The organism is Pseudomonas sp. o96-267, assembly GCF_003935465.1.
Lineage (GTDB): Bacteria > Pseudomonadota > Gammaproteobacteria > Pseudomonadales > Pseudomonadaceae > Aquipseudomonas > Aquipseudomonas sediminis.
On the sequence record NZ_RHQP01000002.1, the window covers coordinates 22,215 to 45,061 of the forward strand.

Sequence of the window (22,847 nt, forward strand, 5' to 3'; positions counted from 1 at the left end):
TCATCAGAACTAACGGTCAGTCCGCAATCTTATGCTTTTTTTTTTGGCCTCGTTTTTTCCTGGCGTCCACCAATTCGTCGACCCCTTACCCTGCGGCGCCGCTTTTCGGGCGGCTTCAACCGGCTACTTTCTCGCCAGCCATGGCAAGACGCTGCTGCTCGAACGCGAGGCGCAGCCCGGCTACCACTCCACTGGCCGTTCAGCCGCGCTCTACACAGTGGCCTATGGCACGCCGCAGGTCCGCGCGCTGACCGCCGCCAGCCGCGTCTTCTACGATGCCCCGCCAGGCGGCTTCGCCGAGCATCCCTTGCTCATGCCACGTGGCGAGCTGGTGGTGGATTTCAGCGGTGACGCAGCCGAGCTGCAGCGCCAGTACGAGCAGGCCCGTGAGCATGTTGCAGAGGCTCGCCTGCTCAGCGCTGACGAGGCCTGCGCGCTGGTTCCGGTGTTGCGCCGTGAGCTGGTGCATGGCGCACTGCTCGACCCCAGCGCCGCCGATATCGACACCGCAGCGCTACACCAAGGATATCTGCGCGGCATCCGCCAACAGGGCGGGGAGATTCATTGCCAGCGCGAGGTCATCAGCATCAGCCGCCTCGCCGACGGCTGGCAGGTGGATTGCGCCGGGCAGAGCTATCGCGCGAGCGTATTGATCAATGCCGCCGGTGCCTGGTGCGATGAGATCGCGCGCCTGGCCGGCCTCCCCGGCATCGGGTTACAGCCCAAGCGGCGCGCTGCCTTCACCTTCAACGGCCCGGCAGGCATCGACTGCCAGCACTGGCCGGCACTGGTGAGCCTGGACGAATCGTTCTACTTCAAGCCCGATGCCGGTCTCTTACTCGGTTCGCCAGCCAATGCCGACCCGGTGGCGCCGCATGACGTGCAGCCTGAAGAGCTGGACATCGCCTTGGGCATCCATCAGATCGAAACCCACACCACGCTGCAGATTCGTCGTCCGGCGCATATCTGGGCCGGCCTGCGCAGCTTCGTCGTCGATGGCGATCTGGTCGGCGGTTTCGACACCCAGGCCGACGACTTCTTCTGGGTGGCAGCGCAAGGCGGCTATGGCATCCAGACCAGCGCCGCCATGGGCCAAGCCTGCGCTGCCTTGATTCGCCGGCAGCCGCTGCCGCCGCGCCTTGCAGAAGCAGGCCTGAATGCGGCTCTGCTCAGCCCTAGACGTCTGCTCGGTTAAGCCGTCAGCCGGGCCTCAACCGCCCTGCCGGTCGCTGGCAATCTCGGTTTCTTTGAGGCCGCCTGCCGATCTCACCACGCTCAATTCCAGCACTCGATCACGCCCACCTTCGGCGATCAGATAACGACCATCGTCCAAGGGCAGGATCGCTTGCGGCGCCTTGAGGAACGACAACACGGTGGTCTGTTCGCCTTGGGCATCGACCAGCAGCAGACGGGCGCGATGAGTCGAGTCTTCGCTGATCCACAGGCCCTGCTCGTCGCAGAGCATGAACGTCGGATTACGCAGCCCGTCGATCACTACCGGGTCGCGGCCGTCCTCGCGCAGCTCGCGAATCACACCGCTTTCCTTTTCGCTGTAGAGCATGCGGCCGTCGGTGCAGCGGGTGATCGACTCGGTCTCCGAGAGGTTGTCACGCACCACGCTGAGCTGCTGGTCGTCCCAGCGATAGCGCCATAGCCGACCGTTGCCCTTGCGATCCTCGATGGCATACAGGTAGTGACCGTCATCCCACAGCCCCTGCACCTGATCGCCCGCGAACAGCTCGGAAACACGCTTGCCCTGCAGGAAGCTGACCGGCTTGTCGCCCGACTCCTGACTGAACACCAGACCACCACGGGCGCTGAGCAGGCCATCGGGTTTGGACAGGCCTTCGACCACCACTTCGCGGTCACCGTCGGGCTGCATCAACAGGATGCTGCCGCGGCCATCCTGCAGTTCCTGGCTGACCAGAATCCCGCCATCCGCTGCTCGCGCCAGCCCGGCCGCCTTCTGCACGTCGTCGTAGGCAACGCGGTACGACCAGCCGCTGGCGGCCTGCACCGGAAAGAAGTACTGCCAGGCGAAAAACATCAGGGCGGCGGCGACCAGCGCGGCAGCCGCCAGAAGTGCGCTTTTCAGCAAACGCAGGGACATGTTCATGTTTCACAGACTCGCAAAGTGTTCGTAGAGAATCGTCGCGCCAACCAGCATCAGCACCACGCCGCCGACGATCTCGGCACGCTTGCCGACCAGTTGGCCCAGCATACGACCGAGCAACATGCCCAATGTCACCATCAGGGTGGTGGCCAGACCGATACAAAGTGCTGCGACCAGAATGTTCACCTCGACGAAGGCCAGGCTCACGCCAACGGCCAGGGCGTCGATGCTGGTGGCCACGGCAGTGACGGCCAGCACCCAGAAGGAATGGCGCGAGGGCTTGTCTTCAGGCGCGTCGTCATCGGCACTGAGGCCCGCATGAATCATGTGCACGCCGAGCCCGACCAGCAGCACGAAGGCGATCCAGTGATCCCATTCGAGGACGAAACGGCTGGCCGCCTGGCCGATCAGCCAGCCGATGATCGGCGTGATGGCTTCGATGGTGCCGAAGATCAAGCCGGCACGCAGGGCTTCGGCAAAGCGTGGCTTGTGCAGGCCCGAGCCCTTGCCGATGGCAGCCGCGAAGGCATCCGTCGACATGGCGAAAGACAGAAGAAGCAGCGAGAGAGGATTCAAGGGAAACTCCAGCCGGGCCTGAGTCAACGACAAGCCACTGCGCGCCCGACCTGGCACAGGACTGTCGTTGGTCTCACCAATCCCAGCGGATGCGTTGGCCACGGCAGGTTGCCGAGAATGTTGACCAACGCGCCGACGCTAGCGCGACGGCAGGCTACTCCCCAAAGAGGCGCGCAGGATAAACCCAAGCACGCCGGGGCGGAAGTGGCGGCGCCCAGCAACTGCTCAGCGGTAGCCTGCGCCACCGACCAGGCATCAGGTTTCGACGCCCTGCTCGAGCGGTTTCTCGGGCTCCACCTGCGGCGTCTCGGCGCCCTGCTCTTTCTCCTTGTCGTCCTTGCCAAGTGCTCGGTTGGTGGACTCCTGCAGGGAGTCCACCTGGCGGTTGACCTCATCCACCACCTCGCCAACAGAGTCACTGATCAGCGCCTGCGCTTCCTTCTTCGCCTCTTCGGCAAGCTTCTGCGCGGACTGCTCGGCGGCGTCGCAGCCCGCGAGGGCGATCAGTGCCAGACCAAGTGCGGCAGGCGCCAAGCGGTGTTTCCAAGGGTTTTGCATCAGGTTTCTCCAGTGTCGAACGCCCGGCCACACACGGGGCGTAGCCAGGCAAAAGCTTATCCGTCAGATCTTGGCGGGCGGCTGGCCGCGGGTCTTGTACAGCGACAGCAGCACTCCGCCGATCAGCAGGCCCAGGGTCACGCTCAGCGACACCACGGCCGGAATCTTGCCGATGATGCCGACCAAGAAGATCTTCGCGCCGATGAACACCAGCACCAGAGCCAATGCGTACTTCAGGTAGGCGAAGCGGTGGATCAGCGCCGCCAGGGCGAAGTACAGGGCGCGCAGGCCGAGGATGGCGAAGATGTTCGAGGTGTAGACGATGAACGGATCCTGAGTGATGGCGAAGATCGCCGGCACACTATCAATGGCGAACACCAGGTCGGCACACTCGATCATGATCAGCGCCAGGAACAGCGGCGTCACCCACAGCACGCTACGTCCCTTGCCATCGTCCTGGCGCACGAAGAAGCGTTGGCCATGCAGCTCATCGGTGACGCGCAGATGCTTGCGCAGGAACTTGACCAGCACGTTGTTCTGCAAGTCCGGCGCATCGTCGAGCTTGGAAAACAGCATCTTGATACCGGTGAAGAACAGGAAGGCGCCAAACACGTAGAGGATCCAGGCGAACTCGTGGATCAGTGCGGCGCCGAGGCCGATCATGATCGCCCGCAGCACCAGCACGCCCATGATTCCCCAGAACAGCACCTTGTGTTGGTACAGCCGCGGAATGGCGAGGAAGCTGAAGATCATGGCCATGAGAAACACGTTGTCCATCGACAGCGATTTCTCGATCAGAAAGCCGGTGAGGTAATCCATGCTGGCGTCGCCGCCCTTCTGGAAGAACACCCAGACACCGAACAGCAGACCCGCAGTGATGTAGCCAGCCGACAGCAACAGACTCTCGCGCACGCCGATCTCGCGGTTATCGCGATGCAGCACGCCAAGGTCGAAGGCCAGCAGGGAGATGACGACAGCGATGAAGACCAGCCACAACCAAGTGGCCGTGCCGAGGAAGTCGGCGAAGAGGAACGGTTCTAGGGCAGTCATGAGCCCCTCCTACAGTCAGATTGAACAGACTGTGATTCCGACATCGCGGTGTTAACCGCCAGAGGGGCCCGGCATCACGGGCGCAAATATATTCAGGCCGCGAGCGCCGCTCAACGGGGCGAATTTTACAAGGTATTTCAAGGCAGTTAGCCCGTCTCTCGGCACGGATGGCCTGACCAGAGCGGCCGCCAGCGAATTTCAGAACAGCCCGAGCTGCCCGTCCACCAGGCGTTCGAACTCGCCGCCGACGAACGGCAGGATGGCATCGGCCACCGGCTTCAGCTGGCGGCTGATGTAGTGCTCGTAGTCCACCGGCGACAGCAGGCGCTCCAGCGGTTGCGGCCCGCCAGTGGTGATCAGGTAGCTGATCCAGCCGCCGCGCTGATACTGCAGGGGTCGGCCCAGGCGCTGGTTGTGCTCGTCGGCCAGGCGCGCGGCGCGCACATGGGGCGGCACGTTGCGCTGGTAGTCATCGAGGCGTCGGCGCAGGCGCTTGCGATACACCAGCAGCTCGTCCAGTTCACCGGCCAGGGTGCGTTTGACGTAATCGCGCACGTAGTCCTCATAAGGCTGGCCGGCGAACACCAGGCGGTACAGCTCCTGCTGAAAGCGCTGGGCCAGCGGCGACCAGTCGGTACGCACCGTTTCCAGCCCCTTGAATACCATGCGCTCGCTGCCATCGGCGGCACATACCAGGCCGGCGTAGCGCTTCTTGCTGCCCTCTTCAGTACCACGGATAGTGGGCATGAGAAAGCGTCGATAGTGGGTTTCGTACTGCAACTCCAGCGCGCTGGTCAGGCCGTATTCGTGTTGCAGATGCTCACGCCACCAGGCGTTCACGCGGGCTACCAGTGCTCGGCCGATGCGTGTCGCCTCTTCCTCGTCGTGCGCGCTACCGAGCCAGACGAAAGTGGAGTCGGTGTCGCCGTAGATCACCGCATGCCCCTCGGCTTCGATCAGCTCACGGGTGCGCTTCATGATCTGGTGCCCGCGCAGGGTGATCGACGAAGCCAGGCGCGGGTCGAAGAAGCGGCAGCCACTGGAGCCAAGCACGCCGTAGAAGGCGTTCATGATGATCTTCAACGCCTGCGACAAGGCCGCATTGCCCTCGCGTTTGGCCGCCTCACGGCCCTGCCAGACGCGCTCGACGATGGCCGGCAGGCAATGCTGGGTACGCGAGAAGCGCGCGCCGCGAAAGCCTTCCACTGAGTGTTCGTCATCCGGCTGATGCAGGCCTTCGACCAGCCCCAGCGGGTCGATCAAAAAGCTGCGGATGATCGACGGATACAGGCTCTTGTAGTCCAGCACCAGCACCGAATCGTAGAGACCGGGGCGCGAATCCATGACGAAGCCGCCGGGGCTGTTCTCGCCACGAATGTCGCCAAGATTAGGCGCGACAAAGCCCAGGCGGTGCATGGGCGGCAGGTAGAGGTGGGTGAAGGCCGCCACCGAGCCGCCGCTGCGGTCGGCCGCCAGGCCGGTGACACTGGAGCGCTCCAGCAGGAAGGCGAGCAGATCGGTGTGGGCGAAGATGCGCGTGACCAGCTCGCAGTCCTTGAGGTTGTAGAGCGCCAGCGCCGGCTTGTCCTCGTCGTACATGCGCTGGATCTCATCCATCCGCGCATAGGGCGTGTCGATGGCCTTGCCCTCGCCGAGCAGGGTCTGCGCCACCGATTCCAGGCTGAACGAGGAAAAACTCCAGGTCGCCGAACGCAGCGCCTCGATGCCGTCGATGATCAGCCGCCCGGCCGCCTCGGCGAAGTAGTGCTGGCTGCTGTTGTGCTGGCGCCAGCCCATCACGTCGCCGCCACGCCCCAGCAGCAGAGGCACCTTGAGTTGCTCGGCGTGATCGCGCAGCACGCGCAGGTCGAACTGCACCAGGTTCCAGCCGATGATGGCGTCCGGATCGTGCCGCTGCAGCCATTCATTCAGGCGTTCGAGCAGCACCTTGCGGCTGTCGCAGTACTCCAGGTCGAAGTCGACGATGCTGGCGTCGCCATTGGCCGGACCGAGCATATACACCTGGCGCTGACCGCAGCCTTCCAGGGCAATGGAATACAGCTCGCCACGGGCACTGGTCTCGATATCCAGCGATACCAGGCGCAGCGTCGGGCGGTAATCGACGGCGGGTTTGAGCGACTTGCACAACAGGCTGCCGTCCGGCTGCTCGATGCCATCGAACAGCACGCTGGCGGTGATGAAGCGCTCCATCAGGTAACGATCCGGCGGGCGAATATCGGCCTCGTACACATCCACGCCGACCTGACGCAGCTTCTTCTCCAACTGCAGCAACTGGCGGTACTGGCGGCAATACAGGCCCAGCACCGGGCGGCGCTTGAAGTCGCACAAGGCCAACTCGCGCAGCTCGACGCCCTTCTCATTACGCAGCAACGGCTCGGCCCAGGCACGCTGCTCGGCCGGGATGAACGCCACCACGTCCTGGCACGGCAGGCGCACCTGGCGCGGGCCGGCATCGGTCGCCAGCCAGAAGGCCACCTCGGTGCCCTCCGGCGTGTCGCGCCAATGGCGGCTGAGCACGAAGCCTTGCTGGGGTTGCGTCATCATCTTTTCAGGCAAGCACGATCTGCCCCCTCTCCCATGAATGGGAGAGGGGAGAAAACAGCCTCTGCAGTTGCCCATTACCTCGAACCAAACTGGCCGAGCATTCTACGCCAGCGGTTACAATGGCGCCTTTTCCGCGGAACAACGCGATGAGCGACACACCTCCCTACGGCACCGGCGATGCCTCCTACCAGGCTGCCGGTGGCATCGCCGGCCTGCGCCGTCTGGTCGGCGACTTCTACCGGCTGATGGACGAACGCCCCGAAGCCGCCGCCCTGCGCGCCCTGCACCCAGCCGACCTGAGCGCCTCACGCGACAAGCTGGCGTGCTTTCTCAGTGGCTGGCTGGGCGGGCCGCGCCTGTTCGCCGAAAAATACGGCAGCATCAGCATCCCCGCCTTCCATGCGCAGTGGCCAATCGACCAGGCGCTGGCGGAAAGCTGGCTGAGCTGCATGGCCGGCGCCATCGCCCTGCAGAACTATGACCCGGCGTTCGCCGACTACCTGCTGGTTCAACTGCGCGTGCCCGCCGAACGCTCGGTGCAAGCCAGCCAAAACCGTCACCGCAAGGAAACCTGACATGACTGACCAACTGATCATCGAAGACCTGCAATTGGGCGACGGCAAGGCCGTGGTCAAGGGCGCCCTGATCACAACTCAATATCGCGGCTGGCTGACCGATGGCAGCGAGTTCGACTCGTCCTGGTCACGCGGCAAACCGTTCCAGTGCGTGATCGGCACTGGCCGGGTAATCAAGGGCTGGGATCAGGGCCTGATGGGCATGCAGGTCGGCGGCAAACGCAAGCTGCAGGTGCCGGCGCATCTGGGTTATGGCGAGCGCAGCATGGGCGCGATTCCGCCCAACTCCGACCTGACCTTCGAAATCGAGCTGCTGGAAGTGCTGACCCGCGATGACTGATACCGCCCTCGCCACCCTGCGCGAGCACCTGCTACAGGCGCTGGACAACCACCCCGGCAGCGAGACCCGTCGCCTGTTCCATGGCCGTGGTCGCTGCTGGCCGGGGCTGGAGCAGATCACCGTCGACTGGCTGTCCGGCGTTGTGCTGGTGATGCTGTTTCGCGAGCCGTCGCCGGCACTGCGACCGCTGCTCATGGAGCTGCTAGCAACGCCGCAATGGCAGGCCAGCGGCGCACGCGGCCTGTTGCTGCAACACCGCTACGTGCTGGGCAGCGAGAGTGAATGGCTGGCCGGCGAGCCGCAGGCGCAATGGCCGATCATCGAGGACGGCCTGCACTACCTGCTCGACCTGGGCAGCAAGCAGAACAGCGGGCTGTTTCTCGATATGCGCCTGGGCCGCCAGTGGGTGCGCGAGCAGGCCGCCGGCAAGCGCGTGCTCAACCTGTTCGCCTACACCTGCGGCTTCTCCATCGCGGCCATCGCTGGCGATGCCGCGCATGTGGTCAATCTGGATATGGCCCGTGCGGCCCTGTCGCGCGGGCGCGACAACCACCGCCTGAACGGGCACGACCTCTCCCGAGTGGAGTTTCTCGGTCACGAGCTGTTCAAGTCCTGGGGCAAGGTGCGCAAGAGCGGACCGTACGATCTGGTGATCATCGACCCGCCAAGTTTTCAGAAAGGCAGCTTCGCCCTCACCCAGGACTACGCCAAGATTCTCCGGCGCATGCCTGAGCTGCTGACCGAGCACGGCACCGTGCTGGCCTGCGTCAACGACCCGGATATCGGTCCAGATTTCATCATCGACGGCATGGCCGCCGAAGCGCCGCAACTGCGCTTTATCGAGCGCCTGGACAACCCGCCAGAGTTCCCCGATATCTCGCCCGAGAGCGGCCTGAAGGCGCTGGTGTTTCAGCAGGGATAAACCTGTGGGAGGGGCTTTAGCCGCGACATGAATAGATCGCGGCTAAAGCCCCTCCTACAATCTGGCTAGCGAATGCCCAGGCGCCTGGCCAAACGGCTCAGGTTGGCCCGATCCACACCCAGCTCACGCGCCGCGTCGGCCCATTTGCCCTGATGCCGCGCCAGGCACTGTTCGATCAACTGACGCTGAAAGGCATCCACCGCCGTGCGCAGTTCCACGCCTTCCGGCACCGGCTCGCCGGACGCCAACACGGCCTCGACGGCTGCGCTCGCCTCACTGCTCGGCAAGTCCAGATCCTGCATATCCAGGCTGAGAATGCGCGGTCGCTCGCCATGGCGCGCCAGCGCCTTGATCGCCGCGCGGCCGATCAGGTGCTCCAGCTCGCGCACGTTGCCTGGCCAGTCGTGGCCCAGCAGCGCCTTCTGCGCCTCGGCACTCAGGCGCAGGCTGCGCAGCCCGAGCCGGGCGCGGTTCTCTTCGAGGAAGTAGCCGGCCAGCAACAGCACATCGCGGCCGCGCTCCCGCAGCGGCGGCACCGGCAACGGGTAGACGCTCAGGCGGTGATAGAGATCGGCGCGAAACCGTCCGGCACGCACTTCGGCCGCCAGATCGCGGTTGGTGGCGGCGATCACTCGCACATCGACGCGGTGCTCGCGATCCGAGCCAACCCGTTGCAACTGGCCGCTCTGCAGCACGCGCAACAGCTTGGCCTGAATCGCCAGCGGCAGCTCACCTACTTCGTCGAGGAACAGGCTGCCACCATCGGCCAGCTCGAACTTGCCGCTGCGCTCGCTCATCGCGCCAGAGAAGGCGCCGCGTACATGGCCGAACAGTTCACTCTCTACCAATGCATCGGGCAACGCCGCGCAGTTGATGCTGACCAGCGGCCGCTGCGCACGCGGCGAGGCGGCGTGGATGGCTTCGGCCACCAGTTCCTTGCCGACACCGGTTTCACCGGTGATCAGTACGGTCAGCGGGCTGTCGCCGACCAGGCGGATTTCGTCCTGCAGCTTGCGCAGCGCCGCGCTCTGCCCCACCAGCTCGCGCGGCTGCTGACGCGCCTGCTTGTACAGTTCGGTGAGCTGGCGCTCGGCCTCGACCCGCTGCGCCAGGCCGCTGATCCGCTGGCTGACCTTGACCGTGGCCGCAGCCAAGCTAGCAAAGGCGTCGAGGCTGTCCAGATCGAGCCGCCCGAAGCTGGCTGGATCGAGCGAGTCCAGGGTCAGCAAACCCCAGAGCTGCTCGTCCAGGTACAGCGGGCAACCGAGGCAATCGTGCACTTCCAGGTGGCCATGCAGCCCCTCTACCAGTCCATCGTAGGGGTCAGGCAGGCCGCAATCAGCAGCGAAACGGGTCGGCCCGGCGTGCTCCAGCAACGCAGCCAGACGCGGATGCTCGCTGACCTTGAAACGTCGTCCCAGGGTATCGGCGCTCAACCCCTCAACCGCCAGGGGCACCAGAATTTCTCCGTCGAGCCGCAGCAGCGCCACGGCATCGCAAGGGAATAACTGGCGCAAGGCCGCGAGCAGTCGGCGATAACGCTCGCCATCGTCCAGCTCGCGAGACAGATCGGCGACCAAGGGAATAAGAGTTTCCAGCAGAGGATTAGCGGTCATTTCGACTACTCAAAGTCTTTATGACCCGTAAACAGAGCGAGTCATTAAAACAACAATAAAAGCAAGCCACTGATATTTAAGGATTATTTACCTGGCACGCTTACTGATAGGTATCTACCGCTAACGCTAGCACGCCACAACCGGCCAGACGAGCCACACCGGCGTCTTTATTTGCCTTGCGGAGATACCCTAATGCTGACCAACGCTCAACGTGACCTGATCAAAGCCACCGTGCCACTGCTGGAAAGCGGCGGCGAAGCGCTCACCACCCATTTCTACCGGATGATGCTCAGTGAGTACCCCGAGGTGCGCCCGCTGTTCAACCAGGCGCACCAGGCCAGCGGCGATCCGCCGCGCGCCCTGGCTAACGGCGTATTGATGTACGCGCGCCATATCGACCGACTCGAAGCCCTCGGCCCGCTGGTACGCCAGGTGGTGAACAAGCACGTCGCCCTGCAGATCCTCCCCGAGCACTACCCCATCGTCGGCAGTTGTCTGCTACGCGCGATTCGAGAGGTGCTGGGTGCCGAGATCGCCACCGATGCGGTGATCGATGCCTGGGCCGTGGCCTACCAGCAACTGGCCGATATCTTTATCGGTGCCGAGGAGCAGCTCTATCAGGACAACGCCAGCGCGCCTGGCGGCTGGCGTGGCGCGCGGGCCTTCCGCGTAGCACGCAAGGTCGTCGAAAGCGCCGAGATCACCTCCTTCCATCTGCTACCTGTCGATGGTGGTGCCCTGCTCGACTACCAGCCGGGCCAGTACATCGGCATGCGCCTGCTGCTGGACGGCGAAGAGGTACGCCGCAACTACTCACTGTCGTCCCTGGCCAACGGCCGTGAATACCGCATCAGCGTCAAGCGCGAGCCTGGCGGCCGTGTGTCCAACCATCTGCATGACGAGGTTCAGGTCGGCGATGTGCTGGACCTGTTCCCGCCCGCTGGCGAGTTCACCCTGAGCGAGTCGGACAAGCCGCTGGCCCTGATCAGCGCCGGCGTCGGCATCACCCCGGCACTGGCCATGCTCGACGCGGCGCGGCACAGCGGCCGGCCCATCCATTTCATCCACTGCGCACGCAATGCCGAGGTGCATGCCTTCCGCGACTGGGTCGATGCCCATGCCGCCGAGCATCCGCAGATTCGCCACTACGTGTGCTACAGCGAGCCGCGCGCGGGTGACCGGGCCGACGCCGAGGGTTTTCTCAGCCGCGATCTGCTGGAGCAATGGCTGCCGGCCGAGCGCGATCTGGACGCCTACTTCCTCGGCCCGAACCCCTTCATGGCGCAGGTCAAGCGCCACCTGCAGGCACTGGGCGTACCGGCCGAGCAGAGCCGCTATGAGTTCTTCGGCCCGGCCTCGGCTCTGGATAGCTGAACGATGAGGAGGTGAACCATGTACCCACTGAATCTTCCACCGCTGCAGATTCTGCACTTGTCCAGCCAGTTGCTCTGGGCCGGCCTGATCCTGCTGCTGGTGGGGCTGGTGGCAGCCTATGGCCTGGAGAAGCACCTGAACATGCCGACGCTGGTGCTGGCGCACAGCCTGACACTACTCGGTCCCAGCATCTTGAAGATCGGTTATGTGCTGCGCCTGGTCGCGCAGCAACGCCTGAAAGACGAGGCATGCGCACATGCAATTGCTTGATCGCAAGCGGGCACTGGCCATCGCGCCCTTCTGGCGCCTGGGCTTTCGCCCGTTCTTTGTCGCCGGAGCCCTGTTCGCCGTGCTCGCCATCGCCCTCTGGGCGGCGGCGCTGCACGGGCTGACCAACCCGGCGGTGCCGGGTGGCATGCTGGCCTGGCATCGCCACGAAATGCCCTTTGGTTTCGGCCTGGCGATCATCGCCGGCTTCCTGCTCACTGCCGTGCAGACCTGGACTGGGAGTCCGGGCCTCAGCGGCCGCCTTCTGGTCGCACTGTTCGGGCTGTGGTTGGCCGCGCGCCTGGTGTGGTTCTTCCCCGTGCCACTGGCACTGCTGATCGCACTGCAACTGGCCTTTATCGGCCTGTTCATTGCTCAGATGGCACGCCAGCTGATCACCGCCCGGCAACGCAACAACTACCCGATCCTGCTGGTGCTGAGCCTGCTCGCGCTGTGTCAGTCCGTCACGCTCGCCGGCCTGGTACACGGCGACGATAGCCTGCAACGCCGTGGCGCACTGGCCGCACTGTGGCTGATTGCAGTCATGCTGAGCCTGATCGGTGGCCGGGTGATTCCCTTCTTCACCCAGCGCGGCCTGGGTCGGGTCGAGGCCTTCGCCGCCCATCCCCGGCAGGATCGTTTGCTGCTGGTCTGCGGCGTGCTGGTCGCCGCCCTGTTCGCCAGCGGGCATAACCTGCTGGCCCGCTCCTGGCTGGCCGTGCCGTTCATCGTGCTGAGCGTGCTGCACGGCCTGCGTCTTTGGCGCTGGCATCTGCGCTGCATCTGGGGCGTGCCGCTGCTGTGGTCGCTCCACCTAGGCTACGCCTGGCTTCTACTCGCGACGCTCGGCATGGCTGCGTGGCACCTAGGCTGGTTGACGCAACCCAGCCTGGCCGACCACGCCCTGGCGGTGGGTGCGATGGGTGGGCTGATCCTGGCGATGATGGCGCGGGTCAGCCTCGGCCACACCGGCCGCGCATTGCAACCGCCCCGGGCGATGTCGTGGGCTTTCGGCTTACTCAATCTAGGCGCGCTGATTCGGGTCTCGGCAGGCAGCAGTGGGTTATGGCTGGCGGCGCTCTGCTGGGCCGTAGCCTTCGCCCTGTTCGCCTGGCACTACGCGCCGATGCTGTATCGGGCACGGGTCGACGGACATCCAGGGTGACTGGACTGGCAGTGCCAACACCGTAGGGAGGACTCAGGAGCGCAAGCGAACAGTCAGCCGATTGCTACCGCGAACGGTTCTAAGCCCAATGCAGCCAGACCTCAATCAACCAGCGTGCAGGCCATCACCAGCGCGTCTTCGCGGCCGCCAACAGCCGGGTAGTAATCGCGACGCCGACCGACTTCATTGAAGCCAAAGCGCTCGTACAGGCGATAGGCACTCTGGTTGCTGGCGCGCACTTCAAGGAAGCATTCACGTCCACCCAACTCGTAAGCCTCTTTCATCAGATGTTCGAGCAGGCGCAAGCCAAGACCACGGCCCTGGCTTTCCGGCTTGACGGTGATATTGAGCAGGTGCGCTTCGTCGAGGATCAGATTGATCACGCCGTGACCGACCTGCTGATTACCTTCGAACATAAGCCAGCAGTTATAGGACTTGAGGCTGTCGGTGAAGATGCCGCGCGTCCACGGATGACTGAAGGCGGCGTATTCGATCTTCAGCACGGCATCGAGATCCGCCTCGGTCATCGGGCGGAAGGAAATCGCATCGCTCATTGGGCGTCACTCGGGCGCAAAGACAGGGTTCTCAAGAATGTGCAGACGCCAGCCAGCGCTGACGCGTGCGCCGCATGGCCTGCCACAGCTCACGCTTGCGCATTGGCTCTTCCATCAGCAGCTCCAGGCCCGGCACGGCCCAGCAGGCGCCAAGGCCTTCGACCTGCAGTTCGCGGTTGTAACTGTGCTCATCGCCTTCGCCGGCAAAACGAATGGCCGGCAAGCCGACCAGCCACAGGCAGGCGCTGGGCTGCTCTTCAAGGCGGGCGGCAACGAAACTCTGCACGAATTCCAGCGCCGCCTCCGGACCCTGATCCATCTGGCCACGCACCAACAGCGGCCAGCGCACCGGCTCGCCGAGCAGTTGCGGGCTGTCCGGCAGGCCGGCGGCGCGCAGCAGGTCCTTGAGCAGGATGTAGGCCGGGTCGCGACTCTGGAAAGGCTGCCCGGTGGGCAGTTCCACCAGCAAGGCACAATCGCCGGCCCGCAGCAACTGCAGGGAAAAACGCGGCGGCGGGACGCTGACACGAGCCGGCTTTTCCTCGACCTGCTCCGGTTCCACCACCGGCTCGACAGCCGCCTGGCGGGGCTGTGCGCCCGGTCGCGGAATTTCGATCTTCGGCCGCTCTACCGGCGTCTCGCGTACCGGCTCGGTAACCGCAGCCAGCGGTTCGCTCACGATAGCCAGCGGCGCTTCGGCAGGCGGCGGCGCCAGCAACTCGGCACGCGATGGCGCGGCAAAGGGCAGCTCGGTACGCGGCAGCCAGGTGGCTACCTGCATGGCATCGAGGTAGGCGCGACGGCGCAGCTCGGCATTCAAACCAGAAGTATCCAGTGCAGTCATTCGATAGGGGAGCGATTGTCGCGTGAATCGAGGGACGCGGATAGTCCCTGAGCGTCGCCCACCTGTTGCCGCAATAAGGCAATGAAGACTTGCGCCGGCGGGCTCAGGTAACAAGGTTTGCGCTGCAGCAGGCCGATGCTGCGCGCTGGCGCTTGACTGAGCACGTGCACAGCGAGGCTACCGTCGCTGTTGAAGGTATCGGCGACGCTGGCCGGCAGCAGGGCGAAGCCCAATCCTGCACGCGCCAGCGCGGCGGCGCTGCTCATGTAAGCCACTTCCCAGGCAGGATCACGCAGCAATCCCATACGCTGCAGGGTTTCATCGGCCATGCCACGCAGACTGGTGTCGCGGGTGGTGGCGATGTAGTCCTGCTCACGTAGCGCTGCGAGTAACGCCTTGCCGCGCAGGCGCTCTTGACCGCGCACAAGCAGCACCAGGCTGTCGTCGTAGAGCGGCTGGAAATCCAGCGCGCCGAGGTCGTCGGCCGTCGAGGTGATGGCGAAATCCACCTCGGCCGCACTCACCCACTGACGGATTTCCCCGGCGCGGCCGTCGTGCAGGCTGATGTCGATACCGGGATAGCGTCGCCGGTATTCCTGCAACACCGGTGGCAGGGGCTCGATGGCCACTGACGGCAACACGGCGATGCGCAGCGAGCCACTCTCCAGATGCAGTTGCTCATGCGCGTCGTGCACCGCGTTGTCCATGTCACGCAGCAGACGGCGAGCCTGCTCGAGAAAACGCAGGCCGGCGGCGGTCAGCTCCACGCTGCGCGTGTTGCGCGCCAGCAGCGACAAGCCGAGGGCATCTTCGAGTTTGCGTAGGCTGTAGCTAAGCGCCGGTTGCGACAGGTGAACCCGCTCGGCGGCGCGACTGAAACTGCGGTGTTCGGCAATCAGGACGAAGGCCTGAAGCTGGCGAAAGCTGATGTCCATGGTTCGGCAACTTATAAAATTATCTTATCAATTCATATCACATTTCGAATTCACAACTAAATCCATAGGCATCACCCTTGCTGCATACCTGACCGTGAAATGGATCGACAATGACCACAACAGTCCATATCGGGTGCGGCGCGGGCTTCGCCAATGATCGCCCCGATGCCGCGCTGGCGCTGGCCAACGACCTCGCTGGTCGCGACGGCCGACGCTTCCTGTTCTTCGAACTGCTGGCCGAGCGCACCCTGGCCGAAGCCCAACTACGCCGCCTCAACGATGCCCAGAGCGGCTACGCCCTGCGTCTGTTCGACTTTCTCGAACCGGTGCTGGAGACCTGCCTGGACACTGGCATCGCCATCGTCACCAACGGCGGCGCTGCCAACCCCACCGCCGCCGCCACACGTCTGCGTCAGCAGTTGCAGGGCACGCGACACGCTTCGGCACGCATCGCCTGTGTACTGGGTGACGACCTGCTCGACAGCGACATCGATCTGCAGCAGTGGCTGCCCGCGCAACTCGAGGGTGAGGTGGTCTCGGTCAATGTCTACAGCGGTGCCGATGGCATCGTCCAGGCGCTGGATCAGGGCGCCGACATCGTTCTCTGCGGCCGTGTCGCCGCCCCCAGCTTGGCGGTCGGACCGCTGCGCCATGCATTCGGCTGGCAGGCCGATGACTGGGACCGCATCGCCCAGGCCACGGCAGTCGGCCACCTGCTCGAATGCTGCACCCAGGTCAGCGGCGGCTACTTCGCTCACCCCGGCCTGAAGGACGTACCGGACCTGGCCAATGTCGGCTGTCCCATCGCCAGCGTATCGGCCGAGGGACAGATCATCATCAGCAAAGCGGCCGGCACCGGAGGTTGCGTCACCGAACGCACGGTCAAGGAACAACTGCTCTACGAGGTCCACGACCCAGCCAGCTACCTGACACCGGACGTGGTCATGGACCTGAGCCAGGCTCATGTTCGGCAGGTCGCAACCAATCAGGTGGCGGTCGAGGGCGTGCGCGGCAAGCCGCAGCCGACACACCTCAAAGGCCTGGTCGGCCTGCGCGGCAAGTGGTTCGCCGAAGCGGAGATTTCCTACGCAGGCCCCGGCGCCGTGGCTCGGGCAGCGCTGGCGCGCGACATCCTGCTGCAACGCTGCGCCAAGCTGGCGCCGCAGCTCACGCCTTGGATCGATGTGATCGGCGTTGCCAGCCTGTTCAACGACGCTGGCGGTCAGTGGCTGCAGCGGCACCTGGCACAGGCGGCCGATTGCCAGGATGTACGCCTGCGCATCAGCTTTCTGAATCGTGACAAAGCCCTGCTGGAGCGCCTGCTGCTCGATGCCGAATCGCTCTACACCAACGGCCCCGCCGGCGGTGGCGGTGTACGCCGGCATATCGGCGAATCCCTCGGCACCGCCAGTTTCCTCATCGAACGCACCGCGGTGCGGCAACAGCTGGAGTGGTTCTGATGACCGATGTACTGCTGTGCGACTACGCCCACGCCCGCGCTGGCGACAAGGGCAACACCCTGAGCGTGGCGGTGTTCGCCTTCTCTGACGAGCACTATGCCTGGCTGGCCAATGAGCTGACCTGCGAACGGGTGGCCGCCTGCCTGAACCACCGCGCCATTGGCACGGTGAAACGCTACGAGCTGCCGAACCTGGGCGGCCTCAACTTCGTGGTGGAAAACGCCTTGGAAGGCGGCGTCAACGCCAGCCCCGGACTGGACCGGCACGGCAAGAGCCTCAGCTACGCCCTGCTCGGCCTGAGGCTGCCGCCTCCAGACTGAGCCGGCATTTCACCCTGTCTCCAACAATAACAACACCGGAGAGATCGATATGATCACCGCCCTGGGCTTCGGCCTGATGTTTCTCATCGTCACCCTGCCGGTGATCGCCAGCGCCCTCGCCGGTTTCGGCCTGAGCGAAATCGGCAAGTTCATCACCGAGGGGCTGAAAGCAGTGGCTCCAACAGCCACGCTGTTCATCTTCGCCATCCTCTACTTCGGCGTCATGCGCGAGCGCGGTCTGTTCGCACCGCTAGTCAACTTCCTGCTGCGCAGCACCGGCGGCAAGCCGCTGGCGGTAGCGGTAGTCACTGTCGCGGTAACGGCGGTGACCCATCTGGACGGCATAGGTGCCGCGACCTTTCTGCTGGTGATTCCGGCTCTGCTGCCGCTCTACCTGCGCCTGGGCATGAAGCGCGAAATGCTCCTGTGCCTGGTGGTGCTCAGCGCCGGGGTGATGAACATGGTGCCCTGGGGCGGCACCACGGCGCGCGCCTCGGCGGTGACCGGCATCGACGCCTCGCAGTTGTGGATCTCCCTGATTCCCGTGCAGGCAGTCGGCCTGGCACTGGTCATGGCGCTGGCGGTGTTCCTTGGCCTGCGTGCCCAGCGCAGCTTCCAGGGCCATGGCGTGATCGCCGGTCACGAAACCGCGCATGCGGATGAATCTGGCGACGACAGCCGTCAGCTGAGTCCAATGAGCTGGCGCTACTGGGCCAACCTGGCGCTGACCCTGATCATTCTTGCCTGCCTGTTCACTGGTGCCTTTCCGCTGTTCGCCTGCTTCATGGTCGGCCTCGGCGTCGCCCTGGTGCTCAACTACCCGAGCCTGGCGGAGCAGAACCAGGCCGTATTGCGCCACGCCAGCGATGCCATGCAGATGGCCTTGGTAATGCTCGCGGCCGGCATCCTGCTCGGCGTGCTATCCGGCGCAGGCATGTCCGATGGCATGGCGCACTGGATGATCAACGTGCTGCCCGAAGGCTCGGCCAACTGGCTGCACGTGATCATCGGCGCCTTCGGCGTGCCGCTGGGCATGCTGTTCTCGCCGGACGCCTACTACTTCGCCCTGCTGCCGGTGATTCGCGATGTCGCCGTGGCTGCGGGTGTCGACGCCCAAGCCGTAGCCAGCGCCATGCTGATAGGTGAGAACACCGGCTTCGGCATCAGCCCGGTAGTGCCGAGCGTTTACCTAGCCATCGGCCTGGCCGGCGTCGAGCTGTACAAGCACATCCGCTATACCGTGCTGTGGGCTTGGGGTATCAGCCTGGTGATGCTGGCAGCGGCCGTGCTGTTTGGTGTGGTGACAATCTGAGACTGCTCCGAAACGAAAAAAGGATCGCCGAGGCGATCCTTTTTTCATTCTGCAGGGCGAATCAGGCGGGCTGATTCCACGGACGGTCGCCGTGCTCATCCTTGATGCGCGTCGGCAGGCCCATTACGTCCAGCAGCGTGAGGAACGGCTCGGCCGGCAGCTCCTCGACGTTGACCATACGCTTGGCATCCCACTCACCACGCGCGACCAGCAGCGCAGCGGCGACCGGCGGTACGCCGGCGGTGTAGGAGATGCCCTGGCTGTCGGTCTCGGCGAAGGCGTCTTCGTGATCAGCCACGTTGTAGATGAACAGCTCGCGCGGCTGGCCATCCTTGGTGCCCTTGACCAGATCGCCGATGCAGGTCTTGCCGGTGTAACCCGGCGCCAGCGAGGCGGGATCGGGCAGCACGGCCTTGACCACCTTGAGCGGTACCACCTCAAGGCCTTCGGCGGTCTTGACCGGCTGCTCGGAGAGCAGACCAAGGTTCTTCAGCACGGTGAACACGTTGATGTAGTGGTCGCCGAAGCTCATCCAGAAGCGTACGTTCGGTACATCGAGGTGCTTGGACAGCGAGTGCACCTCGTCATGGCCGGTCAGGTACAGGTTCTGTACGCCCACCACGGGCAGGTCGTCGGTGCGCTTGACCTCGAACATGCTGTTGGGTGTCCACTGGCTGTTCTGCCAGCTGTAGACCGTGCCGGTGAATTCGCGGAAATTGATTTCCGGGTCGAAATTGGTGGCGAAGTACTTGCCGTGCGAACCGGCGTTGACGTCGAGGATGTCGATCGACTCGATCTTGTCGAAGTACTGTTGTTGCGCCAGAGCGGCGTAGGAGTTGACTACGCCCGGGTCGAAGCCGACGCCGAGGATCGCGGTCACGCCCTTGTCCTGGCATTCGGCCAGGTGCTTCCACTCGTAGTTGCCGTACCACGGCGGGGTTTCACAGATCTTGCTCGGATCTTCGTGGATGGCAGTGTCCAGATAGGCGACGCCGGTGTCGATACAGGCGCGCAGCACGGACATGTTGAGGAACGCCGAGCCGACGTTGATGACGATCTGCGACTCGGTTTCGCGGATCAGTGCCTTGGTCGCTTCCACGTCCAGAGCGTTAAGCGCATAGGCCTTGATCTCGCCGGGCTGCTTGAGACCGCCCTTTGCCTGCACGCTGTCGATGATGGCCTGGCATTTGGAGATGTTGCGCGACGCAATTGCAATGCGACCTAACTCGTCATTGTGTTGCGCGCACTTATGGGCCACCACCTTGGCAACACCTCCTGCACCAATGATCAGAACATTCTTCTTCAATTGTTTCACCTCCAGGGGACTGCGTTTTGGACAATGATTACGTTGGAAATCGTAGGGTGGACGACGCTTCATCCGTCCACCGAACACCTGCGCCATGGTGGATGGGAAAAGCGTCATCCACCCTACGACAAGATCACGACAGACTGGACAGGTAGTCGTCGAAGCCAAACTGGCGGGCCACCTCGACACTACCGTCGAGTTGTTTCACCACGATGGAAGGCATCTTCAGACCGTTGAACCAGTTCTTCTTGACCATGGTGTAACCGGCCGCGTCGATGAACGACAGGCGATCACCGATCTGCAGCGGCTTGTCGAACTGGTATTCGCCGAAGATATCCCCGGCCAGGCAGCTCTTGCCGCAGACCATGTAGGTATGTTCGCCATCGTTCGGCGCCATCTTGGCGTTGAGGCGATAGATCAGCAGATCGAGCATGTGCGCTTCGATGGAGCTGTCGACCACCGCCAGATGCTTGCCGTTGTACAGGGTGTCGAGCACGGTCACTTCCAGCGAGGCGCTCAGGGTAATCGCCGCTTCGCCCGGCTCCAGATACACCTGCACGCCGTATTTTTCGGAGAAGGCTTTAAGGCGCGCGCAGAAGGCATCGATCGGATAACCCTCGCCGGTGAAGTGGATGCCGCCACCGAGACTGACCCACTCGACCTGAGCGATCAGGTGGCCGAAACGCTCTTCGATGGTGGTGAGCATCTTGTCGAACAGCTCGAAGCTGCCGTTCTCGCAGTTGTTGTGGAACATGAAGCCGGAAATCTGCCCCATGACCTGCTCGATCTTGGCTGGGTCCCATTCGCCCAGGCGGCTGAACGGACGCGCCGGGTCGGCCAGCAGGTAATCCGAGCTGCTCACCTGCGGGTTGACGCGCAGGCCGCGGATGGTGCCCTCGGTACGCTCGGCGAAACGTTCGAGCTGGCCGATGGAGTTGAAGATGATCTTGTCGCAGTTGGCGACCATCTCTTCGATCTCGTCGTCGGCCCAGGCCACGCTGTAGGCGTGGGTTTCGCCAGCGAATTTCTGCCGGCCCAGCTTCAGCTCATACAGCGACGACGACGTGGTGCCGTCCATGTACTGCTGCATCAGGTCGAACACCGACCAGGTGGCGAAGCATTTCAGCGCCAGCAGCGCCTTGGCACCGGAGTTCTCGCGCACGTAGGCGATCTTCTCCAGGTTGACCAGAAGCTTCTGTTTGTCGATGAGGTAGTACGGCGTCTGGATCATCTCGTCGCCCCAGCAAGGTCGGCCAATGGGCACCATAAAAGGCACCCTGAAAAAAGTGGACGCGAATTGTGCCGATAACCGGCGAATATCGAAAGGGCATTGGGGATTTTTTGTACAACAGGCCATGACCAATATTGGGCCTGTTCGAGCTGACAGGCTAAGAACCTGGGGTTACAGGCCGATGACGCTGCGCGATCGCCTTGCTCTGTATCGCAACACCTGCCTCTGATCGATTCGGACTCAAACCGGGCATCCACCTTGCAGTACAATTGCTCCTTTTTCACTTGCCTGGAACCGGCGCCTCGATGATCGATCCCAAGCGCGTTTTGCGCGCCCTCGCCGAACACTGGACGTTGCTCGAACCGCTCTGCGAACGTTTCGACGCGGGCACCCTGAGCCTGGTCGAACTGCGCGGCCAGCTCGCCACGCAGTTGCCCGATGCCACGCCCAGCGACACCACTGCCTTGCTCGACACCTGGATTCGCCTGGACATCCTCGTGCCAGTGGCGAAGAGCCCCAACCGTTTCGAGCTCAACGCGCAGATCCATGATTTTCTCGCCTACCTGCGCCGCGAGCACCGCCTCGGCCTGTGCCTGGAGATCGAAGCCTACCTGCGCCACCTGGAGCGCCTGGCCGGCTACATCCAGGACGCCTTCGAGGTGCGCGACGCCCACGACCTGGCGCGTCAGTTGCGCCTGCTCGACATGCGCGTGCGCGACGTACTGAAGAAGTTGGCCAACGATGAACAAGCGCTGGTCAGCGTGGCCGACCGGGCCAAGACCAGCGACCGGCAGATTCCCCTGCGCCAGCGTTACGCCGAGGTGCTGGCCACCTGGGACGAATACGTCGAGCCGATGATCCAGCTGGTCGCCGCCGACGGCGCCTTCGAGCAGGGCGTGCGCCGCGTTGAACAGGTGCTGCTGCGCCTGCTCGGCGATCAACAGCGCCTCGGCCAGTTGGTCGACGACGACCTGCTGCTGCGTACCCACGCGCGCATCCTGGAAATGCAGACCACTGCCCAGTTAACCCTGCGCAAGGCCCGCGAACTGCTCCTGCCACTGCGCGAAGAAGCGCGCCGGCACAACGCAGTGACCCGCGGTGCCGCCCTGGCACTGTCGGTGATCCGCAAGAAGGGCATCGACGCCGTGCCGCAGGCCGCCATGCCGCTGTTCACCCGGCCGCAAAGCAACTTCCTCGGTTCGGCCAGCCAGGTCGAGGCCTACGTCTACGCCCTGGCGCGCTTCGAAGCCAAGCCGGCGCATTTCCCAAAGGCCAGCAGCAGCCGCAAGGGCGGCGCGCCCAAGGCGCCGAAAACCGCGCGGGAAATGATCGAGCGCTGCGAGCAATCGCTGCCACTGCCGGATCTGATGACCTGGCTGCTGGAGCAGGAGCCGGAAGGCGCCACCGACGAGTTGCTCTACTGGTTCTCGCGTCTGTCGCGCGAGGGCCGCTTCCAGCGCGACCGCCTGGAACGTCAGACCTACCTGACCCGCGAGCACGAAATCAGCATCAGCTCCTATGCGTTGGTGGGCCGCCCCAGTGCCTGATTTTTACCTAGGGTGGACGACCGGAGCGCGCAGCCAACGCCTTCTTTGCTCCACCTTGTTGATTGCCTTGATCGAGCCTGTAGGAGCGGGCGCGGGGGGGGGGGGGCGGGGGGGGGCGGGGGCCGGGGGGGGGGGCGCCCCCATAAGTGAGGGTTGTTGGGTTTAGGAAACGGATAAAAAAAAAAAAACCACCAGGGGGCCCCCAGCGGGCCCGCAG

The 22,847-nt window shown here is 64.0% G+C and carries 22 protein-coding genes and 1 riboswitch; of the genes, 11 read left to right on the forward strand and 11 right to left on the reverse strand.

The window, feature by feature from the left end:
• The first annotated feature begins 43 nt into the window (after nt 1-43).
• Nucleotides 44-1,195 (forward strand): FAD-binding oxidoreductase, encoded by a 1,152-nt coding sequence (locus EGJ86_RS01545; RefSeq protein WP_256672265.1) that lies wholly within the window; start codon nt 44-46, stop codon nt 1,193-1,195.
• A 15-nt stretch (nt 1,196-1,210) separates the two neighbouring features.
• Here the strand turns inward: EGJ86_RS01545 and EGJ86_RS01550 are convergent, their stop codons facing one another.
• The 5 genes from EGJ86_RS01550 to EGJ86_RS01570 form a co-directional block, all read right to left on the reverse strand.
• A complete protein-coding gene (locus tag EGJ86_RS01550; protein ID WP_125833706.1) occupies nt 1,211-2,116 on the reverse strand; it encodes a hypothetical protein in 906 nt (301 codons plus the stop codon).
• Nucleotides 2,117-2,119: 3 nt separating this feature from the next.
• Nucleotides 2,120-2,689, reverse strand: a complete 570-nt coding sequence (gene mntP / locus EGJ86_RS01555) for a manganese efflux pump MntP (protein ID WP_125833707.1) — start codon at nt 2,687-2,689, stop codon at nt 2,120-2,122.
• Between the two features lie 6 nt (nt 2,690-2,695).
• A riboswitch (yybP-ykoY riboswitch) is annotated at nt 2,696-2,867 on the reverse strand.
• Nucleotides 2,868-2,944: 77 nt separating this feature from the next.
• The gene (locus tag EGJ86_RS01560) at nt 2,945-3,247 is read right to left on the reverse strand and encodes a hypothetical protein (RefSeq protein ID WP_099526619.1); all 303 of its coding nucleotides are present in this window, start codon (nt 3,245-3,247) and stop codon (nt 2,945-2,947) included.
• 63 nt (nt 3,248-3,310) lie between these two features.
• Nucleotides 3,311-4,297, reverse strand: coding sequence for a TerC family protein (locus EGJ86_RS01565; protein ID WP_125833708.1), 987 nt, complete (start codon nt 4,295-4,297; stop codon nt 3,311-3,313).
• Nucleotides 4,298-4,495: 198 nt separating this feature from the next.
• On the reverse strand, nt 4,496-6,859 hold the full coding sequence (locus tag EGJ86_RS01570) for a DNA polymerase II (RefSeq protein ID WP_177432736.1): 2,364 nt from the start codon (nt 6,857-6,859) through the stop codon (nt 4,496-4,498).
• Nucleotides 6,860-7,008: 149 nt separating this feature from the next.
• Between EGJ86_RS01570 and EGJ86_RS01575 the strand changes: the two genes are divergently transcribed.
• Genes EGJ86_RS01575 through EGJ86_RS01585 form a run of 3 tightly spaced genes read left to right on the forward strand, consistent with a single transcriptional unit; the run spans nt 7,009 to nt 8,699 of the window.
• Nucleotides 7,009-7,437 (forward strand): group II truncated hemoglobin, encoded by a 429-nt coding sequence (locus EGJ86_RS01575; protein WP_177432738.1) that lies wholly within the window; start codon nt 7,009-7,011, stop codon nt 7,435-7,437.
• A 1-nt stretch (nt 7,438) separates the two neighbouring features.
• A complete protein-coding gene (locus tag EGJ86_RS01580) occupies nt 7,439-7,777 on the forward strand; it encodes an FKBP-type peptidyl-prolyl cis-trans isomerase (protein ID WP_125833711.1) in 339 nt (112 codons plus the stop codon).
• On the forward strand, nt 7,770-8,699 hold the full coding sequence (locus EGJ86_RS01585; protein ID WP_125833712.1) for a class I SAM-dependent methyltransferase: 930 nt from the start codon (nt 7,770-7,772) through the stop codon (nt 8,697-8,699). The genes EGJ86_RS01580 and EGJ86_RS01585 overlap by 8 nt, the downstream gene beginning before the upstream one ends.
• Nucleotides 8,700-8,764: 65 nt before the next feature.
• On the opposite strand, the gene norR is transcribed toward EGJ86_RS01585, so the two are convergent.
• Nucleotides 8,765-10,315 (reverse strand): nitric oxide reductase transcriptional regulator NorR, encoded by a 1,551-nt coding sequence (norR, locus tag EGJ86_RS01590; RefSeq protein WP_106734550.1) that lies wholly within the window; start codon nt 10,313-10,315, stop codon nt 8,765-8,767.
• Between the two features lie 192 nt (nt 10,316-10,507).
• Here norR and hmpA point away from each other — a divergent pair, with 192 nt between their 5' ends.
• Genes hmpA through EGJ86_RS01605 form a run of 3 tightly spaced genes read left to right on the forward strand, consistent with a single transcriptional unit; the run spans nt 10,508 to nt 13,121 of the window.
• Nucleotides 10,508-11,689, forward strand: a complete 1,182-nt coding sequence (gene hmpA, locus EGJ86_RS01595; RefSeq protein ID WP_125833713.1) for an NO-inducible flavohemoprotein — start codon at nt 10,508-10,510, stop codon at nt 11,687-11,689.
• 18 nt (nt 11,690-11,707) lie between these two features.
• A complete protein-coding gene (locus EGJ86_RS01600; protein WP_106734548.1) occupies nt 11,708-11,959 on the forward strand; it encodes a transmembrane sensor/regulator PpyR in 252 nt (83 codons plus the stop codon).
• A complete protein-coding gene (locus EGJ86_RS01605) occupies nt 11,946-13,121 on the forward strand; it encodes an NnrS family protein (protein ID WP_125833714.1) in 1,176 nt (391 codons plus the stop codon). The genes EGJ86_RS01600 and EGJ86_RS01605 overlap by 14 nt, the downstream gene beginning before the upstream one ends.
• Before the next feature lie 101 nt (nt 13,122-13,222).
• Here EGJ86_RS01605 and rimI read toward each other — a convergent pair whose 3' ends face one another.
• The 3 genes from rimI to EGJ86_RS01620 are packed head-to-tail and all read right to left on the reverse strand — an operon-like array spanning nt 13,223 to nt 15,454.
• Nucleotides 13,223-13,675, reverse strand: a complete 453-nt coding sequence (gene rimI, locus EGJ86_RS01610) for a ribosomal protein S18-alanine N-acetyltransferase (RefSeq protein ID WP_021488733.1) — start codon at nt 13,673-13,675, stop codon at nt 13,223-13,225.
• 31 nt (nt 13,676-13,706) lie between these two features.
• Nucleotides 13,707-14,519 (reverse strand): energy transducer TonB, encoded by an 813-nt coding sequence (locus tag EGJ86_RS01615; protein ID WP_371919671.1) that lies wholly within the window; start codon nt 14,517-14,519, stop codon nt 13,707-13,709.
• A complete protein-coding gene (locus EGJ86_RS01620; RefSeq protein WP_125833715.1) occupies nt 14,516-15,454 on the reverse strand; it encodes a LysR family transcriptional regulator in 939 nt (312 codons plus the stop codon). The genes EGJ86_RS01615 and EGJ86_RS01620 overlap by 4 nt, the downstream gene beginning before the upstream one ends.
• A gap of 110 nt (nt 15,455-15,564) precedes the next feature.
• Here EGJ86_RS01620 and EGJ86_RS01625 point away from each other — a divergent pair, with 110 nt between their 5' ends.
• From EGJ86_RS01625 to EGJ86_RS01635, 3 genes are read left to right on the forward strand one after another with little or no spacing between them, the layout of a single operon-like run.
• A complete protein-coding gene (locus EGJ86_RS01625) occupies nt 15,565-16,914 on the forward strand; it encodes an acyclic terpene utilization AtuA family protein (protein WP_125833716.1) in 1,350 nt (449 codons plus the stop codon).
• Entirely contained in the window at nt 16,914-17,234 is a 321-nt protein-coding gene (locus tag EGJ86_RS01630) for a hypothetical protein (protein WP_099526632.1), read from the forward strand. The genes EGJ86_RS01625 and EGJ86_RS01630 overlap by 1 nt, the downstream gene beginning before the upstream one ends.
• Before the next feature lie 49 nt (nt 17,235-17,283).
• Entirely contained in the window at nt 17,284-18,546 is a 1,263-nt protein-coding gene (locus EGJ86_RS01635; RefSeq protein WP_125833717.1) for a CitMHS family transporter, read from the forward strand.
• Between the two features lie 61 nt (nt 18,547-18,607).
• Here EGJ86_RS01635 and EGJ86_RS01640 read toward each other — a convergent pair whose 3' ends face one another.
• Together EGJ86_RS01640 and EGJ86_RS01645 are read right to left on the reverse strand one after the other, a co-directional pair.
• Nucleotides 18,608-19,852, reverse strand: coding sequence for a saccharopine dehydrogenase family protein (locus EGJ86_RS01640; protein WP_125833718.1), 1,245 nt, complete (start codon nt 19,850-19,852; stop codon nt 18,608-18,610).
• A gap of 133 nt (nt 19,853-19,985) precedes the next feature.
• Complete coding sequence (locus EGJ86_RS01645) at nt 19,986-21,083, reverse strand: carboxynorspermidine decarboxylase (RefSeq protein WP_072426134.1); 1,098 nt, start codon at nt 21,081-21,083, stop codon at nt 19,986-19,988.
• 305 nt (nt 21,084-21,388) lie between these two features.
• Between EGJ86_RS01645 and mksB the strand changes: the two genes are divergently transcribed.
• Complete coding sequence (mksB, locus tag EGJ86_RS01650) at nt 21,389-22,630, forward strand: Mks condensin complex protein MksB (protein WP_125833719.1); 1,242 nt, start codon at nt 21,389-21,391, stop codon at nt 22,628-22,630.
• The last annotated feature ends 217 nt before the right edge of the window (nt 22,631-22,847 follow it).